We start from the raw sequence: 19,827 nt of genomic DNA on the forward strand, positions 1-19,827 counted from the left end.
GGGCCGAACGCCCCTCAGACCGGGTCAGCCCCCGAGCCCGCCCGTGAGTCGCGCGTGGAAGTCGGTCGTCTGCTCGTTCATGCCGACCAGTTCGACCGTCTTGCCGTGCTGCTCGTACTTCGTGACGATGGCGTCGAGCGCCGCGACCGTGGAAGCGTCCCAGATGTGCGACTGCGACATGTCGATCACGACGCGCTCGGGATCCTCGGCGTACTCGAACAGCGTGGTGAGGTCGTTGCTCGACGCGAAGAACAGCTCCCCGGTCACGAAGTAGTGCGCGGTGCTCACGCCGAACGCCTCGGTCACCTCGCGATCCACCGACACGAAGTGCGCGACGCGCCGCACGAACAGTACCGAGGCCACGAACACGCCCACGATCACGCCGATGGCGAGGTTGTGCGTCGCCACCACGACCACGACCGTCGTCACCATGACGAAGGTCTCGCTCTTCGGCATGCGCTTGAGCGTGGACGGCGTGATGCTGTGCCAGTCGAACGCCGCGACCGACACCATGATCATCACGGCGACGAGCGCCGCCATGGGGATGATGCTGACGAGGTCGCCGAGCGCGACGACGAGGATCAGGAGGAACACGCCCGCGAGGAAGGTGGAGACGCGGGTGCGCGCCCCCGACACCTTCACGTTCATCATGGTCTGGCCGATCACCGCGCATCCGCCCATTCCGCCGAAGAAGCCCGAGAGGATGTTGGCCGAGCCCTGCGCCCAGGATTCCCGCGTCTTGTTCGAGTGGGTGTCGGTCACCTCGTCGACGAGCTTCGCCGTCATCAGCGACTCCATGAGACCGACGACCGCCACGGCGAGCGCGTACGGGGCGATGATCGTGAAGGTCTCCCAGGTGAGCGGGACGTCGGGGACGAAGAGCTCGGGCAGGCTGCGCGGCAGCTCGCCCTGGTCGCCCACCGTCGGCACGTTGAACGCGAAGAGCACCGCCGCGGCGGTGATGACGATCACCGAGACGAGCGGGGCGGGGATCGCCTTGGTGATCCGGGGCATGACGATGATGACGAGGATCCCGGCGGCGACCAGCGGGTAGACGAGCCAGGGCACGCCGATGAGGTGCGGCAGCTGGGCCATGAAGACGAGGATCGCCAGGGCGTTCACGAAGCCGACCATGACGCTCCGGGGGAGGAAGCGCATGAGCTTGGCCACGCCGAGCACGGCGAGGACGATCTGGAAGACGCCGGCGAGGATGATGGTCGCGATGAGGTAGTCGAGGCCGTAGGTCGGGGCGACGGGCGCGACCACGAGCGCCACGGCGCCGGTGGCTGCCGTGATCATGGCGGGCCTGCCGCCGAGGAACGCGATCGCCACCGCCATGATGAATGACGAGAAGAGGCCGACCTTCGGGTCGACGCCCGCGATGATCGAGAAGGAGATGGCCTCGGGGATCAGCGCGAGGCCGACGACCAGCCCGGCCAGAGCCTCGCGGGTGAGGAGCCGGGGGCTCTTCAGCGCCTGAATGACGGACGGCTGCGGCCGATACCGGTTCTTGCCGTCCGTCGTCGCGGTGGCCATGCGGTTCCTCCAGTGTTCGTGTGCGCGCTCTCGACGTGAAAGCATGGGTGAAGCCTGCGGGCGCGCCTTCGCGGTCGCCCGGCGGGCCGATCCGCGCGGGTCGCGGCCCGGCGAAGGCGGGCACAGCAAGAAACCCTAACGTAATGTGAGGGTTGAGTCGAGTCGACCGAGCGAGGAGGGGCGCATGCCCGAGAGCGGGATGATGCACATCGGCGAGCTGGCGGAGCGCACCGAGTTGTCGCTGCGCACGATCCGGCACTACGACGAGATCGGGCTGCTGACACCCTCGGGCCGCTCGGAGGGAGGGTTCCGCCTCTACACGGAGGACGATCTCGAGCGGCTCATGCTGATCCGCCGCATGAAACCGCTGGGCTACTCGCTCGAGCAGATGGGGGATCTGCTGCGAGCCATCGACAACGCCGGCAGCGCGGGATCGGCCGGGGCGAACGCGCAGCGCGCGCTCGAGGACTTCCGCGCGGACGCCGAGGAGCGCCGCGCCAAGCTCGCGAAGCAGCTGGGCGCCGCGGACGAGTTCATCGGGCAGCTGCAGCGGGCGACGGCCGGGGCCGAGGGGAGCGACTCCGAGGCGACCGGCGTCTAGCCGAGCGGCGTCTCGTCCCTCCCGCGGAGCGCGAGCACGGCGTCGAGCAGCCCCTCGGCCGCCTCGCGCTTGCTGCCTCCGACGGTCGCGATGAGCTCATCGGCCGCGTCGATGAGGTGCAGCGTGTTCCGCCCCGTCTCGAAGCCTTCGGCCCAGCCGACCGCGTTCACCGCGAGCAGGTCGACGCCCTTGCGCCGCCGCTTGCGGCGGCCGCGCTCGAGGAGCTCCTCCTCGGACTCCGCCGTCTCGGCGGCGAAGCCGACGAGCGTCTGGCCCGCCGGCCGCGCCGCGACGATACCCGCCAGGATGTCGGGATTCTCCACCAGGCGCAGCACCGGGGGAGCGCCGGCAGTGTCCTCTTTCCGGAGCTTCCCCTCCGCGACGCTGTCCACGCGGTAGTCGGCGACCGCGGCGGCCATCACCACGACGTCGACGCCCGCGGCCGCAGCGCTCGCCGCCGCTTCGAGTTCGGCGGCCGTGCCGACGCGCTCGATCCGGATCGTCGGGTGCGCGCCCGCCTCGGCGAGCACGGCGTCCTCGACGTTCGCGGCGAGGAGCCGCACCCGCGCTCCGCGCTCCGCCGCCGCGACGGCGACCGCGACGCCCTGGCGACCGCTCGAGCGGTTGCCGAGGTAGCGCACGGGATCGATCGGCTCGCGCGTGCCTCCGGCCGTCACGAGCACGGCGAGACCGTGCCAGTCGTCGCGCGTCCCAGGCGTGCCCGCCCCGGCGCTCTCCGCGCCGCCGGCCGCGAGCCGCAGCGCCGCCGCGGCGATCTGCTCGGGCTCGCTCATGCGCCCCGGGCCGCTGTCGTCGCCCGTGAGCCTGCCGCTCTCCGGGCCCACGACGACCACCCCGCGATCCCGCAGCGTCGCCAGGTTCTGCTGCGTGGCGGGGTGCTGCCACATCTCGGTGTGCATCGCCGGCGCGACGAGCACCGGCGCGCGGGTCGCGAGCAGCGTGGTGCCGAGCAGGTCGTCGGCGAGGCCGGCGGTCATCTTCGCGAGCGTGTTCGCGGTCGCGGGGGCGACGATCACGAGATCGGCGCGCTGGCCGAGGGCCACGTGCCGCACCTCTGGCACGTCCTCGTGCACCGAGGTGGTGACGGGGCGGCGGCTGATCGCCTCCCAGGTCGGCTTCCCGACGAAGCGCAGGGCGTCCTCCGTCGGCACCACGTGGACCTCGTGACCCCCCTCGACGAGCAGGCGCGCGAGCACGATGGACTTGTAGGCGGCGATGCCGCCGGTGACGCCGAGCACGATGAACACGACTCCATCTTCGCATCCGCGCGCCGGGTGCGCACCACGCCGGAGCGCCGCGGCCGCGGAGCGGTCCCGCCGCTACGATCGGACGCAGAGCGGGATGGAGGGGCGGGCATGTGCACGGTGGTGATCGAGGTGCCCGGCGCGGCGAGTGCCGAGGGAGCCGCGACGCGCCTGCTGGCGGTGCGCGACGAGGATCCCGAGCGCGAGTGGGATCCGCCCGGCGAGTGGTGGCCGGAGGCGCACCCCGGGGTGCAGGGGGTTCGGGATCGCCGCGCCGGCGGCGCCTGGCTCGCGGTCTCGGAGCGGCAGGGGCGGCTCGCCGTGATCCTGAACCGGCCGGAGCCCGTGGCGCAGGGCCGCGGGCCGCTCGCCTCCCGCGGCGGGATCGTGCTCGACTCCGTCGCGAGCGACTCCCCGTACGCCGTCGACGACCCGCCGACGGCGAGCTTCAACCTCGTGGAGGTGCGACCGGAGGGCGCGTTCGTGACGGCGTGGGACGGGAGCGCCGTGCGGAGGCGGCGTCTGGCTCCCGGCGTGCACATGATCGCCCACCACGAGGTCGACGACCCGCGCACGGCGCGCATCACCGCCTGGCTGCCGGAGTTCCGCGCGCTCGCCGGGCTGCCCGCCCCGGAGTGGCGGCGGCGCTGGGCCGAGGTGCTGGAGCGCAGCGCCGAGCTCTCGCCCGCCGACGATCGCGCGATCGTGCGCGACAATCGGGCGCACGGCTTCCCGACGGTCTCGCTGTTCGCCTGCCTCGCCGAGGTCGCGCGGGGCGCCGCGAGCCTCGAACCGCTCGGGCTGCGCGACCCCCGGATCCGCTAGCCGGGGTCGGGTCGTCTACGCCGGGTAGAGCGGGTTGTGCCCCGCCGCGACCCGCTCCTCCTCGCGCACCGGCTCCGGCGGGGTGCCGTCGCCGAAGGGCTCCCCGCCCAGGCGAGCGCGGTCGTGGGGGTCGAGCCAGCCCGCGAGATCGGGGCCCGCGGGCACGATCCCGGTCGGATTGATGTCCTCGTGCGTGATGTAGTAGTGCCGCTTGATCTGCACGAAGTCGATCGTGTCGCCGAAGCCCGGGGTCTGGAACAGATCGCGCGCGTAACCCCAGAGATGCTCCATCTCGTCGAGCTTGTTGCGGTTCGCCTTGAAGTGCCCGTGGTACACGGGGTCGAAGCGCGCGAGCGTCGTGAAGAGGCGCACGTCGGCCTCCGTGATCGTGCCGCCCATGAGGTACCGCCGCGACGAGAGGCGCTCCTCGAGCCAGTCCATCGCCTCCCAGAGCCGCGCGTACGCCGCGTCGTAGGCCTCCTGGGATCCCGCGAAGCCGCAGCGGTACACGCCGTTGTTGACCTCGGTGAAGACCCGCTCGATCACGGGCCGCATCTCCTCGAACCCGCCCTCCGGCAGCAGGTCGGGGGCGCCCTCGCGGTGGAACTCGCGCCACTCGGTCGAGAAGTCGAGCGTGATCTGCGGGTAGTCGTTCGTCACGACGCCGCCGGTCGGGATGTCGACGATGGCGGGCACGGTGATCCCGCGCGAGTATCCGGGGAACCGCGCGAAGTAGTTCTGCTGCAGCCGCTCCGTGCCGAGCACGGGGTCGACGCCGCCGGGGTCGAGGTCGAAGGTCCAGGAGCGGGAGTCGTGCGTCGGGCCCGGGCGTCCGAGCGAGATCGCGTCCTCGAGGCCGAGCAGCCGGCGCACGATGATCGTGCGGTTGGCCCACGGGCATGCGGCCGCGGCCACCAGGCGGTAGCGCCCCGGCTCGACGGGCCAGGCCTCGGCTCCCTCGGAGAGTCCGAAGCCGAGCGATCCGATCTTCGAGGGCGGAGGCGCGGGAAGGGCGCGCACGGCCGCGGGATCCGCCACGATCCGATCCTCGATGTAGTTCGTGTCGCGGGTGAACTCGGCGCCGGTCGTGACGTAGGCGCCCTTCGTGGAGTGCTCGGTCTTCTTCGCCATGCCGCCAGCCTACGCCGCACCGGGCCGGGATGGCAGCGGCGAGCCGGCTCGCCGCTGCCGACCGCGACTAGAGGAGATCCAGCTGCGCCGCCTTCGTGACGGCCTCCCTCCGCCCCGATACGTGGAGCTTCCGGTAGATGCTGCGGGTCTGACTCTTGATCGTGTTGAGCGAGACGTGCAGTTCGGCGGCGATCGCGGCGAGCGGCCGACCTTCCTCGAGCGCGCGCAGCACCAGCTGCTCCCGTGCGGTGAGCGGCTCCAGCATCGGTCCGTCGTGCGCGACCGGCGGGCCCGCCGGCTCCCTCCAGAGGGCGCGGCTCGTCAACCGCCGCAGGTCGTCGAGGGCCTGGGCCGGGAGGAACGCGAGCGGCAGCGGATTCTGCAGCTTGCCGAGGGCGTAGCAGCCCTCATCGGCGCGGGCGCTCGCGAGCTCGGAGTTGCCCAGCCGATCCTGGGCGACGGCGCGCAGGAGGGCGCGCTGCGCCTCCTGCGCGGGGAGGTAGTCCGCCGACGCCGTGCCGTTCAGCACGGCGAGCGCCTCCTGCGGCCGCGAGAACCGGAGCGCGAGGCGGGCGCGGGAGAGCTGCACCGCGGGATCCGCGCCCGATGCCTGCAGGACGCTCGTCGCGCGTGCGAGGTCGCCGGAGGCCATCGCGTACTCGGCGAGCAGGGCGTGCAGCTGCTCGCTCCACCCCCGGCCGATCGGGTACGTCCGCGTCTCGGCGAGCCCCGCCTCGAGCTCGCGCAGGCCGCGCGCGAGCGCACCCTGCGCGAACCGCACCGCACCGCGCGTCCAGAGGACCGCCGGCCACAGGTCGAGCACCGCGAGGCGGCTCTCCAGCGGCTCCAGCAGCGCGAGCGCGTCGTCGAAGCCGCCGTCCGCCGCGGCCCGGAGCGCCGAGGCCAGGCGCCAGCCGGTCGCGTAGTGCGAGTCGGGCCAGGTGGCCGGCATGCCGTCCTCCACGAACGTGAGGCTCCGCTCTGCGGCCGGGAGATCACCGGCGAAGGCGTCGGCGAAGGCGAGCAGCGAGCGGAAGTGCAGGGGGCGGGTCGGATGCGGATCCTCGTCGAGCGCGGCGCCGAGCTCGCGGACCCGATCCGTGCGCAGAGCGAGCAGGTGCGTGAACGCGATCTGCACCTTCGCGGGGAACCATCCGCCGCCCACACCGGATGCGTCGAGCGTCTCGAGCCGCTCGAGCAGCCGCTCCCCGACATCGGCGGCCGCGTCGTACCGGCGCAGCACCCGGAGCGCGGCGAGCCTGGCGAGCAGGAGGTAGGCGTCGTCGAGCGGAGACTCTCCGACCGCCCGCTCCGGGAGGGCCGCCAGGCCCGTGCGCACGAGCTTCTTCGCTCTCGGCGCGGGCACCACGGAGTGCTCGCTCAGGGCCGTCGCCAGGACGATGGGCAGGGTGCCCTCGCGCTCCAGGCGGGCGGGCGGCAGGGGGCCGAGCAGCGCGATGAGGTCGTGCGTCCGGTGCAGGCTGAGCTCCGAGAAGTGCCGGATGAAGTGGGGGAAGACCATCGTGTCGAGGCCGCCCTCGACGAGCAGGACGAGCAGGTCGATGGGGTCGGCCAGCTCGCGGAGATGCTCGTATGCGATCCGCCGCACCCTGGTGAGCTCGTCGGGTCCGAGCGTCTGCGCGGCCCGATGGCGGAGGGCCGAGGCCACGAGCGTGTGCATGAGGAACACCTGCCGCCCCGCGCGGGCCGCGAATCGCCCCAGGCCGCGCTCCTCCATGCTCGCGATCGCAGTCCAGGCGCGCTCGCCGCCGAGCGCCGCTGCGAGCGGCTCGTCGACCTCGGGGCACAGGGCGACGGCCGTGGCCAGCTGCTCCTCGGCCGCGGCGTCGAACGCGGGCAGGAAATCGGTGACGGCCGCCTCCACGCCGCGGGCGATCTCCTCCCTTCCCGGCCGGCGGGAGCCGTTCCGCGAGAGCGTGCGCACGACCGACAGCGCGAGCTGCGTCGCGAGCGGGTGTCCGCGCGTGGCGCGCCTCAGGAGCGACAGCTCGGAGGGGGCGAGCCGATAGGGCAGTCTCTGGGCGAGCCCGGCGAGTTCGGCCGCGGTGAACGCGAGCTCGCGCGAGCCGATGACCTCGACGTCGAGCGCCGTCCTCGCCGTCGGGGTCTCGAAGCCCGTCCGCTGCCGCGTGGTCACCACGACCCTGAGCTCCGGGACCCGGCCCACCAGCGAGACGAGCCGGTCCTGGGTCTCCTCGCTCGCGAGGTGCAGGTCGTCGAACACCAGCGCGATGGGCCGCGGATCCCGGATCAGCACCGATGCCAGCAGGGCGGGGGCCTCGTCGGTGGGGATGAGGCCGCTCAGATACTCAGCGGCGAGATCCTGATGACGGCCGCCCAGCACCGCTCCCACCGCCGAGAACGTGCGCAGCCAGAAGCTCCGGGGTTCGCGCGTCCCCTCGTCGACGCCGACCCAGACGACCTCGAAGTCGTCGGTCTCCCGCGCCCAGTGGGCGGCGAGCACCGTCTTGCCGGCCCCGCCCTCCGCGCGCAGCACGACCACCCTCGCCGCCGCATCCATCCGCTTGAGGAGCCTCGGTCGGCGGAGTCGGTCCGAGTGCCGGGAAGCTCGCACGTTCCTCATGCCCGCCAACTCGGCCCCCACTTCTCTCGCTGACTCACATGATGCCGGATCGATCGGGCCGATCGAAATGCAGGCCGAGCGAGAGGCGGAACGGGTGAAAAACGCGGGTGAAATTCGCGCAGCGGGGTGTCGGGAGGCGCTGCGATCCCCTCCGCGAGACGGACCGGGACACGCGCTTCGACCGCGCCGCGGCGCTGTCAAGCCCCGGCCCCGAGGGAGGCCTCCGGGGTACATTGAGGCATGGCCACCCAGCTCCTGTCCGTCGGCACCGCGGTTCCGAACAGCCGGCTCCCGCAGTCGGACGTGCGCGACTTCTTCGCATCGCAGCCCGGCGTGGACCGCCGCACCGCCAGGCTCATCGGGGCGGCGTTCGATCAGTCCGCCATCGCACACCGGCACACCGCGATCCCGCTGCTCGACGGCGAGGAGGGGGTGTTCGTCGACGGCGACGGACGGCTGCACGCGCCGACGACGGGCGAGCGCAACGCCGTCTACCGGGCCGAGGTGCCGGCGCTCTTCGCGGCGGCGGCGGAGGACGCGCTCGCCCGCGCGGGGCGCTCCGCCTCGGAGGTGACGCACGTCGTCACCGCGTCCTGCACCGGGTTCTTCGCCCCCGGCCCCGATTTCCTCCTGGTCAGGGATCTCGGCATCCCCGCGGGCGCCGAGCGCTACCACATCGGCTTCATGGGGTGCGCCGCCGCCTTCCCGGCGCTGCGGGCCGCCGCCCGGTTCTGCGAGGCCCAGCCGGGCGCGGTCGCGCTCGTCGTGTGCGCCGAGCTCTGCTCGCTGCACATCCGCTCCTCCCCGGACCCCGAGCAGATCGTCGCCTCCGCCGTCTTCTCGGACGGGGCCGCCGCAGCGGTCCTCGCGTCGGACGACCGGCCGCGCGCCGGCGCGTCCCTCGAGGTCGGGGCGTTCTCGACGTCGATCACCTCCGAGGGCGAGGACGACATGGACTGGAGCATCGGCGACGAGGGGTTCGAGATGCGGCTGACGGCCGAGGTGCCGCGCATCATCGGGCGGGAGATCGAAGCGGTTGCGGGGCCGATGCTGAGCGGGGGAGCGGCGGACGCGTGGGCGGTGCACCCCGGGGGCCGCAGCGTGCTGGACCGCGTGCAGGCGGGCCTCCGCCTCTCCGACGCCGCGATGGCCCACTCCCGTGCGGTCCTGCGGGACTACGGGAACATGTCGAGCGCCACGGTGCTGTTCATCCTGCAGCGCATCCTCGCCGACGACGCGCTCGGCGACCGTGCGAGGGTGGCCGGCCTCTGCTTCGGCCCGGGGCTCACGGTCGAGACCGCGCTCTTCACCCGCAGGGAGGGCGCGGCATGACCCTCTCGTCGCGCGACGAGCACCTGGCCGAGCTGATGGACGATCCCGAGTGCGATCCCGTGCGGTTGCGGCGGACGCTGCAGCGCTTCGGAGCCGTCAACCGCCTGGTCTCGGGGTGGGACGGCGTGTACCGGTCGACGCTGCGCCCGGCCCTCGCTTCCGTCGAGGGGCGGGTCAGGCTCCTCGACATCGGTTGCGGAGCCGGGGACGTTCTGCGGCGCCTCGTGCGGCTCGCCCGCCGCGACGGTTTTGCGGTCGAGGGGGTCGGCATCGATCCCGACCCGCGTGCGCTCGCCGTGGCGGAGGAGGCGAGTGCAGCGGGCGGAGTGACGTACCGTAAGGCGTATGCGCACGAACTCGTCGCCGCGGGAGAGCGGTTCGACGTCGTGGTCTCGAACCACCTGCTGCACCACCTCGGTTCCTCCGAGCTGGACGGTCTGCTCGCCGACTCCGAAGCGCTCGCCGCCCGGCTGTGCGTGCACTCCGACATCGAGCGGAGCGCCGTCGCCTACGCGGCCTTCGCGGTCGGGATCACGCCCCTCGCCCCCGGGTCCTTCCTCCGCACCGACGGCCTGCGCAGCATCCGCCGCAGCTACACGCGCGAAGAACTCGCGGCCCGGCTGCCCTCGGGCTGGTCGACGCCTTCCGCGCCCCGCTTCAGGGTGCTCGCGGTGCACCGCTCCGAAGGGCGAGGTGCGCCCCGGACGGGACGCGAAGGCGGATGAAGGGGCGGTGCTGACTCCAGCGGCGGAATCAGTTCTTCCGGTCGTCGCGATCCGATCCTGCGCGAGGCGGATCAGCCGCGTCGGGCCCGACCTTCCCCGCGTCCTCGACCGCTTCGGGCACCGACTCCTCGACGGAGTCGGGAGCCTCGGCGGTCGGCTGGCTCGGGTCCTTGCCGCGACGCTCCTCGTCGCGCGACGGGGGCCTCTGCGTGTCGTACTTCTTCGCCATCATCGGTCACCTCCTGCCGACGCCGTTCACGCGCCGGTGCTTCGTCGGTCGTCTCGCGCCTGCGTCGTTCGTCCGTGGCCCTCCCACCTGTCCGACTACCGTAGGTGCGCCCCTGAGAGCGCGGGCAGGGGCTTGACGTGGCCGAGCGGCGGGGGTATCCGCCGCGGAGTGCGGCGCCTCCGGACTCACCATTGTGTCTCCCGGACGTCGTTGTTATATTGAATTTAATTTGACAGCTACGACGAAGAGTTCAAGGAGGAACCGTGTCGGCCACACAGATCGAGTCACGCTCACCGCTGACGTGGGGCGCGGGGACAGTGACGTTCACGGTTGCTCTCGTGGGATATCTCACGGCGAATCTCATCCCGCTCATGCTGCTCGCCCTGGAGAACATCGGAGTGCCGGCTTCGGAGGCCGGTCTGATGATGACGGGGAACCTCCTGGCCACCGCCGTGGCGTCACTGCTCGCGGCTCCCCTGGTGGCCGGTCGGAAGCGTCGCGTCACCGCCCGATTCGGGCTCCTCGCGGCCGTGATCGGGTTCGGCGCCGCGGCACTGGCGCCGGCGGACGGGATACTGCTGCCGGCGGCTCTCGTGTTCGCGGGGCTCGGAGCGGGCGCCGCAGCGGCGGCCGGCGGCGCTGCACTGGCGGCTTTCCAGGGCTCGAATCGGGCCGCCGGGTTCAACATGCTCTTCAATCGCGGTTCCAATGCTGTGCTGCTTGCGCTCGTCCCGGCGGTCGGGCTCAGTATGGTCAGCGTGTTCGGTGCGGCGGCAGCGGTCGCCCTCGTCGCGCTCGCCGTCACCGGGTTCCTCCCCGAGACGCCTTCGGAGAGTGTTGAAGTCGCGCCCGTGCCGGGCGCCGTCCCCGTGCAGAACACGCGCGTGGTCCTCAGCGGCTTCGCACTGCTGGGACTGTTCGCGATCTGGGCGCTCAGCGAGGACTCCCTCTGGGCGATCGCCGGAACCATGGGCGCGGATCAGGCGGGTCTCGACGACGCGCTGCTCGGCCTCGTGTTGAGCCTGTCGACGATCGGTGGTCTCGCGGGCGCGTTCGTGGTCGTGCTCCTCGGCCCGCGCTTCGGGCGCGCCCTCCCGCTCGCCCTCATGCTGGTGGTCGGCGGCTCGTTGAAATTCGCCTCGACCGTCGCGACGGACGCGGTAGCGTATGCCGCGCTGTTGGTGGCCTGGAACTTCATCTACGGCGTGGCCTACACCTACTTCATCGCGACCGCAGCCGGTTTGGACGCTCGAGGACGCTGGTCGGGCCCGATTCTCGGCGTCTACCTGATCGGATCGAGTTTCGCTCCGCTGTTCGCGACGTGGGCGGTCGAGGTGAGCGGCTACCAGGGCTTCGGCTGGATGATCGCCGGCGTGAGCGTGCTGCTGGTGGTCCCCATGATCGTGATCGCTCGCATCTCGACCAAGCAGGAAGCCGTGACGGGGACGCCGGCGGCTGCTGACCCGACGGCATGACCGTGGGTCACGAACTTCAGACAGAAGGTCGGACAGAAGGGATGATGAAGATGACGAGAGGTGATCGGGTCGGTTTCGTCACCGACGAGCGGTTCTTCTGGCATGATGCGCGCGACGCGGGCGGGCCGTGGGTGGAGCAGGGCGCCGAGATGGAGACGCCCGAGGCGCGCCGTCGCTTCCTGCACCTGCTCGGAGCGACCCGGGTCGATAAGCTGCTGCACCATCTCGAGCCGGCAGAGCTCAGCAGGGAGGACCTCCTCCGAGTGCATCCGACCGACTACCTCGACCGGTTCAAGGAGCTCTCCGACGCAGACGGCGGCTCGATGGGCGACTACGCGAACTTCGGGCACGGATCATACGAGATCTGCGTTCTCGCGGCCGGCGGCGTCTACGCGGCCGTGGAGGCGGTGGTGACGGGTGGAGCGCGGAGCGCCTACGCGCTGGTCCGACCGCCCGGTCACCACGCCGAGGCCGACCGGGGGCGCGGCTACTGTCTCCTGGGGAACATCCCGATCGCGATTCAGAAGGCTCGCGCTGAGCTCGGCGTTCGACGGATCGCGGTGATCGACTGGGATGTGCACCACGGCAACGGCACCCAGAGCATCTTCTGGGACGATGCGGATGTGCTCTCGATCTCCATCCACCAGCATCAGCTGTTCCCGTTCGAGTCGGGACGGATATCAGAGGTGGGCGGCGACGGTGCTCGAGGGAGCAACGTGAATATCCCGCTTCCCGCGGGAGCGGGGATCGGCGCCTACGAATACGCGTTCGAACGCGTGGTGGCCCCGTCGATCGACGCGTTCCAGCCGGAGCTGATCATCATCGCCTCGGGATTCGACGCGTCGGGTCTCGATCCGATGGGCAGGATGCTCATCACCCCGGAGGGTTTCCGCACCCTCACGCGGCTCGCCCAGGATCTCGCCGATCGGTGGACCGACGGTCGACTCGTGTTCGCTCAGGAGGGCGGCTACTCTCGCTTCGCCGTTCCTTTCTCGGGGCTCTTCCTGCTCACTGAGCTCCTCGGGATCGAGCCTCCGGTGCCGTTCGGCGACTTCGAGTATCTCGACGACCTCGACGATCAGCGTCTGAACCCTTACCAGCGCGAACGGGTGGACGAGGCACGGGCCGCCGCGCAGAGCAGCGGCGCGATTCCGGGCTAGGGCTGCGTCGACGTCAACCTTGACTCAGGCGGTGATGAGTTGAGTTCCGGTGAGGTTGCCCGCGGTGGTCAGGATCAGATCGCGGCAGTGGTCGAAGCTCAGGCTCGGGTGATCGTTCAGGATGTAGTACGAGAGAGAATCCTCGAGTGCGACCAGCGCTCGCGCGATCTCGAGCGCCGTCATCCGCAGTGTGAAGATGCCGGTCTCAGCCCCTCGCTCCAGGACCTCTCGGTACAGCTCGACCTGCTGATCGAACAGCTCCTGCATGAGCCGAGCGTAGTCGGAGTTCCTGACCGACATGCCTTCGAGCTCGCAGAGCAAACGCACCGACGCGTCCGCGGGAGAGGTCGGGAGGCCGCTGTCGACGAGGGCCCGAATGCGGTCGGCGGGGGAATCGACCCCGGCGATCCGCGCTTTCCGGCCGTGATACCAGCGCTCGCTCGCCTCCTCGTAGATATCCCGGATCAGATCCGTCAGGTCGGGGTAGTGATACAGCACAGCGGAGGGAGTGATCGAAGCGGACGAAGCGACGTCCTTGAGCTTGAGCGAGTGCAACCCGCGCTCGACCAGGGTGCGTTCCCCGGCCTCCAGGAGCAGGCGGTGCCGCTCGTCGCGGGGAGTGCGCTTCCTCATGGGGCTCCTTCCCTCCAGGGGAGACGCCCCCGGAGCTGAGATCGACTGAATCCGAGCTTCTTCGATGTCGTCTCCGAAGCAGGAACGACGTTCATCCAGTGTATTAAATCTAATTCAGGAAGGGAGTGCAGGTGAACGACAGACGTCTCGCCATCTACTGGGACGAGCGGGTGCTGCTCAACGACACCGGGCACGCGTTCGGAGAGGTCCCTCCGTCTCCGCTGATCGACGTCCAGCAGCACCATGTGGAGAATTCGGACCGGGTGCGGGACATGGTGTCGGTCCTCGAGCGCGGACCGATCGCGGAGCACCTGGACTGGCGACCCGGGAGACTCGCCGCCAGTGAAGAGATCGCGGCCGTGCATCCCCGCGGCTATGTCGAGGAAGTGCAGCGCTTCATCGAGGCAGGGGGCGGCTACATCGAAGAGAACACCGTGCTCTCCGCCGAAGCCTGGGTGGCGCTCAGGGCGGCCGTCGGCACCTCTCTCGAAGCCGTCGACGCGGTCATGGCGGGCGACGCGACCCGTGCCTACGCACTGGTGCGGCCGCCCGGCCACCACGCTCAGCCGGCGCAGGCCGAGGGATACGGCGTATTCAATCACGCGGCGATCATGGCCGAACGGGCGCGAACCGCGGGAGCCGAACGCGTCGCGATCGTGGACTGGGACGTGCACCACGGCAACGGAACGCAGGAGTTCTTCTACGAACGCTCGGACGTGCTCTACGTCTCCATGCACATGCGACACGGAACCTGGAGCGCCACCCATCCGCAGACGGGTTCTCCCGCCGAGATCGGTGTCGGCCCCGGCGCCGGGTACAACGTCAATGTAGAGCTCCCGCTCGGTTCGGGCGACGCCGCCTACCAGCGCGCCTGGCATCGGATCGTCGCGCCCGTGCTCGAGCAGTACGAGCCGGATCTCCTCATCCTCTCATCGGGGCAGGACGCGAGCGCGTTCGACCCGAACGGCCGGCAGAACCTCAGCATGGCCGGCTTCCACGCCCTTTCCCGCCTTTTCCTCGAAAGCGCCGAGCGTCTGACGCAGGGGCGCTTCGTCGCAGTTCAAGAAGGCGGCTACCACCTCTCCTACGCCCCGTACTGTGTGCACGCTACGTGCGAGGGGCTCCTCGGCCGCGATCCCGAACTCGAAGATCCGATCGGATACCTGCCCGATCATCCCGATCAGGCGGACGCCGCGATCGGACTCGTCCACACCTATCTCTCCCGATTCTGGAGGTTCGACAATGTCCGCTGAGCACGGTTCCCACGCCGAAGCCTTCCTGGCCGCCGCGTTTCCCGAGCAGGAGCTCGGATTCTCCCGGGGCGAGTATCTCCGCCGGCATCGCGAGCTGCGCAGCGCAATGGTCGCGAGTGGTATCGACCTGCTCTACCTGACGTCGCCCGAGGCGATCTGCTGGGCGACCGGCTATCAGGCCGAGTGGTATCACGGGCAGGCTTCCACGCGCTGGCCCGCATACTCCGGCGTCGCGATCCATGCCGACTACGACTACTGGCTGCACTTCGAGACCGAGGACGAGGCCGTTCTCGCCCGCATCACCTCCGCATCCGAGATCATCCATCTCGGTGGGGATGGGCAGGATCTCCTCGACACCGTGATCCGCGAACTGCGCGTCGCCGGATGGCTCCGGCCCGGCGTCGTCGTCGGATTCGAGCTCGCCAGTTACCGCCCCAACCGCCTGCAGAGCGAGCACATGCAGGCCGCGTTCGAATCCTGCGACGCGCGAGTCGTCGACGCGACCACCCCCGTCCGTGCCGCACGCCGTGTGAAGAGTCCCCAAGAGCTCGCGCACGTCAGAACCGCCCAGCGGATCGCCGACATCGGCATGGCCGCGGCCCGCGACGCCATTGCGCCCGGCGTCAGTGAACTCGACGTGTACGCCGAGATCGTCTACGCGATGGCGAGGGCGGGCGGCGAGAATCCAGGCATCACCATGCCTGTCGCGTCGGGCGTGAAGAGCGCCTGTGTGCACGGCCTCGCGTCCCGTCGCAAGATCATGCCGGGCGACATCGTCAACGTGGACGTGAGCGGTGTCTATCATCGGTACCACGCCAACATGGCGCGCACCTTCTCCGCAGGAGAGCCTCATCCCGAGGTTCGGGACTACATCGAGCGCAGCTTCGGGGCACTCGACATCGTCCGCGAAAGCGTCGCTCCTGGTGCGCCGGTGAAGGATCTGATCGCCCGCCTGCAGGACTACTACGAGAGTCAGGGGCTGTGGGAGAACCGCTGGTGGGTCGGCGGCTACGAGCTCGGCATCGCGTTTCCGCCTGACTGGGTGGGCGAATTCGTCTACGACGAGACCTCTCCCGAAGACGCGGTCTTCCTCGAGAACGAGGTGCTCAACTACGAGGCGAACTTCTATCTGCCCAAGCACGCCGGGCTCACGATGGGGATCAACACGCTTATCGTCGGCGCCGAGGGTGCCGAGTTCCTCCAGAGCACCCCAGCGGAGTTCTGCGTGCTTGACGGCTGAGAACATCGGGCGGGCGGCAGGGGACCGAGCAGCGCGATGAGGTCGTGCGTCCGGTGCAGGCCGAGCTCCGAGCAGTGCCGGATGAAGCGGGGAAGACCATCGTGTCGAGGCCGCCCCCGATCGATTCCTGCACGATGCCAAATCGGTGCACTATGATGCACTGCATGGGGAGCAATGCGGAGACGGAGACGCTGGCGCGCGCGATCGGAGCGCGCGTGAAGCAGGAGCGCAAGGTGCGGGGGTGGACGCTCGACCAGCTCGCCGGACTCGCCGGCGTGAGCCGTCGGATGCTCGTGAACGTCGAGCAGGGCGGGGTGAACCCGAGCGTCGGCACGCTGCTGCGGCTCTCCGACGCGCTCGGCGTCGGGCTGCCCGCGCTGGTCGAGCCGCCCGCGCCGCGTATCGCGAAGCTCACGCGCTGCGGTGAGGGCGCCGAGCTATGGAGCGGCGAACACGGCGGTGCGGGCGTGCTGGTCGCGGGAACCGAGCCGCCCGACGTCGTCGAACTGTGGGACTGGACTCTCGCCCCGGGCGAACGCCACGGGAGCGAGGCGCACGCCGAGGGCACTCGCGAGCTGCTGCACGTCCGATCGGGCGCCGTCACCGTGGTGGTCGCGGGCGACCGCTACGAGCTCCGCACGGGCGACGCTCTCACGTTCCACGGTGACAGCGCTCACTCGTACGCCAACCCGAACGATGAGCCCGCCCGGTTCTCGCTCGCGGTCTTCGAGCCCGGGGTCGGCACCGCGCACAGAGCGGAGGCCCCGAATGCCTGATGCGGCGACCTCGAACGAGGCGCTCTGCGTGGTCGGCCCGGAGGTCCGCACGGCGCGGCCGCGGATCGGAGCTTCGTGATGCCGCGCCGCACCGCGACGGGGGTGCCGCCATGGTCGATGGCGGTCGCGGCCATGCTCGCCGTGCAGCTCTCGAGCGCCCTGTCGGTGCCGGTGATCGAGCACATCGGCCCCGCCGGCACGGCGTGGCTGCGCATGTGCTTCGGCACGGCGTTCCTGTGGATGATCGCCCGGCCGGCCATCCGGTCCCTGCGACGCGCGGACGTTCCCGGGCTGCTCGCGCTCGGCGTGGTGACCGGATTCATGACGACGTTCTTCCTCGCGGCCGTCGAACGCATTCCTCTGGGGACCGCAGTCGCGATCGAGTTCCTCGGCCCGCTCACGGTGGCCGGGCTGATGAGCAGGCACCGCAAGGCCCTCGTCTGGCCGCTCCTCGCGTTCATCGGCGTGGTGCTGCTGACCGAGCCCTGGCACGGGAGCGTCGACCTCGCAGGAGTCGGGTTCGCCCTGGCCGCGGGAACCTGCTGGGGCCTGTACAACCTGCTCACACAGCACGTTGGCGACCGATTCGCCGGCATCAGCGGGCTTTCGCTCACCATTCCCGTCGCCGCTCTGGCGACCCTGCCCGTCGGGCTGCCGCAGGTCGTCGGCGGAGAGTTCACCTGGTGGGTGCTCCCCGCAGCCGCGGGCATCGCCCTGATCACGCCGGTGATCGCATTCGGGCTGGAGATGCTCGCTCTGCGCCGCATGACGCACACGGCGTTCGGCACGCTGCTGTCGATCGAGCCCGCGTTCGGCATCCTCATCGGCCTCCTCGTGCTGGCCCAGACCCCGACGCCCATGCAGGTGGTCGGTATCGCGATCGTCATCGTCGCCGGTGCTGCCGCCCAGCGAGGGGGCGGGCGGGGTGCCGCTCCCGTCCGCCCATCGCGTGCAGCCCGGCCGGGCGCCGCCGGCGCACCCCGCGGCCGAGCGGGCATCGGATAGAATTGCCGGGTCGAAGAGGCTGCCGGGACGACCCGTGCAGAGCAGTGACGAGCTGGGACGGCCCCGCAGAACAGGTTGTACCCGTGCAGAGAACCTCCTCACTCCGCGCTATCCTCACCCCGACGGCGGCCTTCCGCATCGTCCTCGGCTGGGGCGCGTTCATCGCCCTCCTCCTCGCCGAGCCGCTCCTGGCCGGGCGTCTGCCAACCCTGGCGCTGTTCGCCGTGCTCGCGGTGATCGTCGCGGTGATCATCGTGTGCGCCTTCGGCGTCGTCACCGAGGCCGAGCACCTCGCCCACCGGCTCGGTGACCCCTACGGCACCCTCGTCCTGACGCTGTCGATCGTGCTCATCGAGGTCATTCTCATCTCCGCGGTCATGCTCGGGCCGGGGGACCACGCCACCATCGCCCGCGATTCCGTCATGGCCGCCACGATGATCGTGCTCACCCTGGTCATCGGTGCGGCGCTGCTGGCCGGGGGGCTGCGCCACACGAACCTGCGGGTCAACCGCACCGGGATATCCAGCTACCTCTCGCTCCTGGTCGTGCTCGTCGCCGTCGCCTTCGCATTCCCCGCAGTGATCGGCGTCGAAGGGGCGTACACGCCCCGGCAGGCCATCCCGATCCTGATCCTCACCGTGCTGCTCTACGGGTTCTTCCTCTTCCGGCAGACCGGCGCGCAGAGCGCGGACTTCCAGGAGGTCGGCGGCACCGTACTGCGAGACGGCTCCGAGGCTCCGCGGGCCGGAATCGGAGCCGTCCTGCGTGCCCACCGGAGGGAGGTCGTCGCCCGGGTCGCCCTCCTCCTCATCACCGTCACGCCGATCGTGCTCCTCTCACACGACATGGCGGTCTTCCTGGACGACGGGCTCGGCCGGCTCGGGGCGCCGATCGCCCTGTCGGGGATCCTCATCGCCATGATCGTGTTCCTGCCCGAGGCCATCACCACGATCCGGGCCGCGTGGATGGGCGAGACGCAGCGCGTGACGAACCTCGCCCACGGAGCGCTCGTCTCCTGCGTCGGGCTCACGCTGCCCGCGGTACTCGCCATCGGGTTGCTCACGGGGCAGACGGTGGTGCTCGCCGAGAGCCCCGTGAACCTGCTGCTGCTCGGGGTGAGTCTGCTGCTGAGCCTCACCACGTTCAGCGCCCAGCGGGTCACCGCCCTCCACGGGGCGGCGCACCTGTTCGTGTTCGTCCTCTACGGCATCAGCGTGTTCTCCTGAGGAGGCCGCCGGGTCACTCGCGACCGGCGGCGACCTCGTCCCGCGCAGCCTCCTGCGGTTCGGGAACGCGTCGCGACATCTCACGCCGGGCCTCCTTCCTCGCTCGGGCGGCGACGAACACGACCCAGCCGAGCGAGGGCCAGACGACGAGGCGCTCCACCGCACCGCCGTAGCCGTAGGCCAAGTCCGTGGTGCTGAAGATCACGCCGAGGACCAGGGTGGAGAAACCGAGCATCGCGCCGAGGAGGCGAACTCGTCCGTCGAACTGGAAGGAGCCGAGCGCGATCGCGAGCGGCCCGCCGAAGAACAGCGGCATGGACACGAGCTGGTGCAGCACGGGAGACGAGTCGAGGGTGATGAAGCCGGTGGCGATGCTTCCCGCGCCGGCGAGGACCCAGAGGACTCCCGGCAGTCTCGAGAAGCCTCTGGATCGCCGGAGGATGACGGTGAGTGCGATCAGGCACGCGCCCGAGAAGATCATCGCCCCGTTCATCGTCCCGGCGAGCCGCGAGCAGGCCTCGACGCCTTTCCGGGGATCGAACTCGGTGGTGCAGTGACCGACGCCGAGCTCGCTGATGGTGTTGGTGATCCAGTCGTACTCGGGCTTGAACGAGAACGAGGTGAAGAGTTCGGCGGCGATCGTCGAGAGCTGCAGGATCGCGAACACGAGGGCCAGATACCGCACCCTCCAGAGCGCTCGGAACTCGGGGGAAGAGCGCCGGCGGGGCCGGCGTACGGCGGGGGACAAACACACTCCTAGACGGGGAACAGATGCGCGCGGCGCACAGGAGGAGAACGCGTCGGCGTCCT

General features: G+C 70.6%; 18 protein-coding genes. 11 read left to right on the forward strand and 7 right to left on the reverse strand.

The features are described 5' to 3' along the window. Window positions 1-24: 24 nt before the first annotated feature. Window positions 25-1,536, reverse strand: coding sequence for a SulP family inorganic anion transporter (locus tag JD276_RS12885; protein WP_200116060.1), 1,512 nt, complete (start codon window positions 1,534-1,536; stop codon window positions 25-27). A gap of 184 nt (window positions 1,537-1,720) precedes the next feature. On the opposite strand from JD276_RS12885, the gene JD276_RS12890 reads away from it, so the two are divergent. Further along, window positions 1,721-2,137: a MerR family transcriptional regulator gene (locus JD276_RS12890; RefSeq protein WP_200116061.1), complete on the forward strand. Its 417-nt coding sequence runs from the start codon at window positions 1,721-1,723 to the stop codon at window positions 2,135-2,137. Here JD276_RS12890 and coaBC read toward each other — a convergent pair. Continuing rightward, window positions 2,134-3,405: a bifunctional phosphopantothenoylcysteine decarboxylase/phosphopantothenate--cysteine ligase CoaBC gene (gene coaBC / locus JD276_RS12895; RefSeq protein ID WP_200116062.1), complete on the reverse strand. Its 1,272-nt coding sequence runs from the start codon at window positions 3,403-3,405 to the stop codon at window positions 2,134-2,136. The genes JD276_RS12890 and coaBC overlap by 4 nt on opposite strands. Window positions 3,406-3,513: 108 nt before the next feature. Here coaBC and JD276_RS12900 point away from each other — a divergent pair, with 108 nt between their 5' ends. Continuing rightward, complete coding sequence (locus tag JD276_RS12900) at window positions 3,514-4,227, forward strand: NRDE family protein (protein WP_200116063.1); 714 nt, start codon at window positions 3,514-3,516, stop codon at window positions 4,225-4,227. 15 nt (window positions 4,228-4,242) lie between these two features. On the opposite strand, the gene JD276_RS12905 is transcribed toward JD276_RS12900, so the two are convergent. After that, complete coding sequence (locus JD276_RS12905) at window positions 4,243-5,358, reverse strand: glutathione S-transferase family protein (protein ID WP_200116064.1); 1,116 nt, start codon at window positions 5,356-5,358, stop codon at window positions 4,243-4,245. 67 nt (window positions 5,359-5,425) lie between these two features. Beyond that, window positions 5,426-7,900, reverse strand: coding sequence for a helix-turn-helix transcriptional regulator (locus tag JD276_RS12910; protein ID WP_200116065.1), 2,475 nt, complete (start codon window positions 7,898-7,900; stop codon window positions 5,426-5,428). A 303-nt stretch (window positions 7,901-8,203) separates the two neighbouring features. Between JD276_RS12910 and JD276_RS12915 the strand changes: the two genes are divergently transcribed. Both JD276_RS12915 and JD276_RS12920 read left to right on the forward strand, forming a co-directional pair. Then, the gene (locus JD276_RS12915; RefSeq protein ID WP_200116066.1) at window positions 8,204-9,295 is read left to right on the forward strand and encodes a type III polyketide synthase; all 1,092 of its coding nucleotides are present in this window, start codon (window positions 8,204-8,206) and stop codon (window positions 9,293-9,295) included. After that, window positions 9,292-10,020 (forward strand): methyltransferase domain-containing protein, encoded by a 729-nt coding sequence (locus tag JD276_RS12920; RefSeq protein ID WP_200116067.1) that lies wholly within the window; start codon window positions 9,292-9,294, stop codon window positions 10,018-10,020. Before JD276_RS12915 ends, JD276_RS12920 begins: the two co-directional genes overlap by 4 nt. A gap of 28 nt (window positions 10,021-10,048) precedes the next feature. On the opposite strand, the gene JD276_RS12925 is transcribed toward JD276_RS12920, so the two are convergent. Further along, on the reverse strand, window positions 10,049-10,252 hold the full coding sequence (locus JD276_RS12925; RefSeq protein WP_200116068.1) for a hypothetical protein: 204 nt from the start codon (window positions 10,250-10,252) through the stop codon (window positions 10,049-10,051). Between the two features lie 260 nt (window positions 10,253-10,512). On the opposite strand from JD276_RS12925, the gene JD276_RS12930 reads away from it, so the two are divergent. Both JD276_RS12930 and JD276_RS12935 read left to right on the forward strand, forming a co-directional pair. Next, on the forward strand, window positions 10,513-11,724 hold the full coding sequence (locus JD276_RS12930; RefSeq protein ID WP_200116069.1) for an MFS transporter: 1,212 nt from the start codon (window positions 10,513-10,515) through the stop codon (window positions 11,722-11,724). A 50-nt stretch (window positions 11,725-11,774) separates the two neighbouring features. After that, window positions 11,775-12,884: a histone deacetylase-like amidohydrolase gene (locus JD276_RS12935; protein ID WP_200116070.1), complete on the forward strand. Its 1,110-nt coding sequence runs from the start codon at window positions 11,775-11,777 to the stop codon at window positions 12,882-12,884. A 24-nt stretch (window positions 12,885-12,908) separates the two neighbouring features. Here JD276_RS12935 and JD276_RS12940 read toward each other — a convergent pair whose 3' ends face one another. Further along, window positions 12,909-13,517: a TetR/AcrR family transcriptional regulator gene (locus JD276_RS12940; RefSeq protein ID WP_200116071.1), complete on the reverse strand. Its 609-nt coding sequence runs from the start codon at window positions 13,515-13,517 to the stop codon at window positions 12,909-12,911. Between the two features lie 131 nt (window positions 13,518-13,648). Here JD276_RS12940 and JD276_RS12945 point away from each other — a divergent pair, with 131 nt between their 5' ends. From JD276_RS12945 to JD276_RS12965, 5 genes are all read left to right on the forward strand, one after another. Further along, window positions 13,649-14,770, forward strand: coding sequence for an arginase family protein (locus tag JD276_RS12945; RefSeq protein ID WP_200116072.1), 1,122 nt, complete (start codon window positions 13,649-13,651; stop codon window positions 14,768-14,770). Next, window positions 14,760-16,010, forward strand: coding sequence for a M24 family metallopeptidase (locus JD276_RS12950; protein WP_200116073.1), 1,251 nt, complete (start codon window positions 14,760-14,762; stop codon window positions 16,008-16,010). Before JD276_RS12945 ends, JD276_RS12950 begins: the two co-directional genes overlap by 11 nt. Before the next feature lie 164 nt (window positions 16,011-16,174). Beyond that, entirely contained in the window at window positions 16,175-16,786 is a 612-nt protein-coding gene (locus tag JD276_RS12955) for a helix-turn-helix domain-containing protein (RefSeq protein ID WP_200116074.1), read from the forward strand. 78 nt (window positions 16,787-16,864) lie between these two features. Continuing rightward, window positions 16,865-17,791, forward strand: a complete 927-nt coding sequence (locus JD276_RS12960; RefSeq protein ID WP_233615689.1) for an EamA family transporter — start codon at window positions 16,865-16,867, stop codon at window positions 17,789-17,791. A gap of 83 nt (window positions 17,792-17,874) precedes the next feature. Continuing rightward, on the forward strand, window positions 17,875-19,017 hold the full coding sequence (locus tag JD276_RS12965) for a calcium:cation antiporter (protein ID WP_200116075.1): 1,143 nt from the start codon (window positions 17,875-17,877) through the stop codon (window positions 19,015-19,017). A gap of 13 nt (window positions 19,018-19,030) precedes the next feature. Here JD276_RS12965 and JD276_RS12970 read toward each other — a convergent pair whose 3' ends face one another. Continuing rightward, a complete protein-coding gene (locus JD276_RS12970) occupies window positions 19,031-19,765 on the reverse strand; it encodes a DUF998 domain-containing protein (protein WP_200116076.1) in 735 nt (244 codons plus the stop codon). Between the last annotated feature and the right edge of the window lie 62 nt (window positions 19,766-19,827).

The sequence above is a fragment of the Leucobacter chromiisoli genome (assembly GCF_016522505.1).
Taxonomy (GTDB): Bacteria; Actinomycetota; Actinomycetes; order Actinomycetales; family Microbacteriaceae; genus Leucobacter; species Leucobacter chromiisoli.

Bases quoted from the DNA above. Each gene is read 5' to 3' on its own strand.
- JD276_RS12960 (WP_233615689.1), top strand. From the start codon at position 16,865: ATGCCGCGCCGCACCGCGACGGGGGTGCCGCCATGGTCGATGGCGGTC.
- JD276_RS12890 (WP_200116061.1), top strand. From the start codon at position 1,721: ATGCCCGAGAGCGGGATGATGCACATCGGCGAGCTGGCGGAGCGCACC.
- JD276_RS12900 (WP_200116063.1), top strand. From the start codon at position 3,514: ATGTGCACGGTGGTGATCGAGGTGCCCGGCGCGGCGAGTGCCGAGGGA.
- JD276_RS12940 (WP_200116071.1), bottom strand. From the start codon at position 13,517: ATGAGGAAGCGCACTCCCCGCGACGAGCGGCACCGCCTGCTCCTGGAG.
- JD276_RS12885 (WP_200116060.1), bottom strand. From the start codon at position 1,536: ATGGCCACCGCGACGACGGACGGCAAGAACCGGTATCGGCCGCAGCCG.
- JD276_RS12905 (WP_200116064.1), bottom strand. From the start codon at position 5,358: ATGGCGAAGAAGACCGAGCACTCCACGAAGGGCGCCTACGTCACGACC.
- JD276_RS12950 (WP_200116073.1), top strand. From the start codon at position 14,760: ATGTCCGCTGAGCACGGTTCCCACGCCGAAGCCTTCCTGGCCGCCGCG.
- JD276_RS12935 (WP_200116070.1), top strand. From the start codon at position 11,775: ATGACGAGAGGTGATCGGGTCGGTTTCGTCACCGACGAGCGGTTCTTC.
- JD276_RS12925 (WP_200116068.1), bottom strand. From the start codon at position 10,252: ATGATGGCGAAGAAGTACGACACGCAGAGGCCCCCGTCGCGCGACGAG.
- JD276_RS12910 (WP_200116065.1), bottom strand. From the start codon at position 7,900: ATGGATGCGGCGGCGAGGGTGGTCGTGCTGCGCGCGGAGGGCGGGGCC.
- JD276_RS12915 (WP_200116066.1), top strand. From the start codon at position 8,204: ATGGCCACCCAGCTCCTGTCCGTCGGCACCGCGGTTCCGAACAGCCGG.
- JD276_RS12955 (WP_200116074.1), top strand. From the start codon at position 16,175: ATGGGGAGCAATGCGGAGACGGAGACGCTGGCGCGCGCGATCGGAGCG.
- JD276_RS12920 (WP_200116067.1), top strand. From the start codon at position 9,292: ATGACCCTCTCGTCGCGCGACGAGCACCTGGCCGAGCTGATGGACGAT.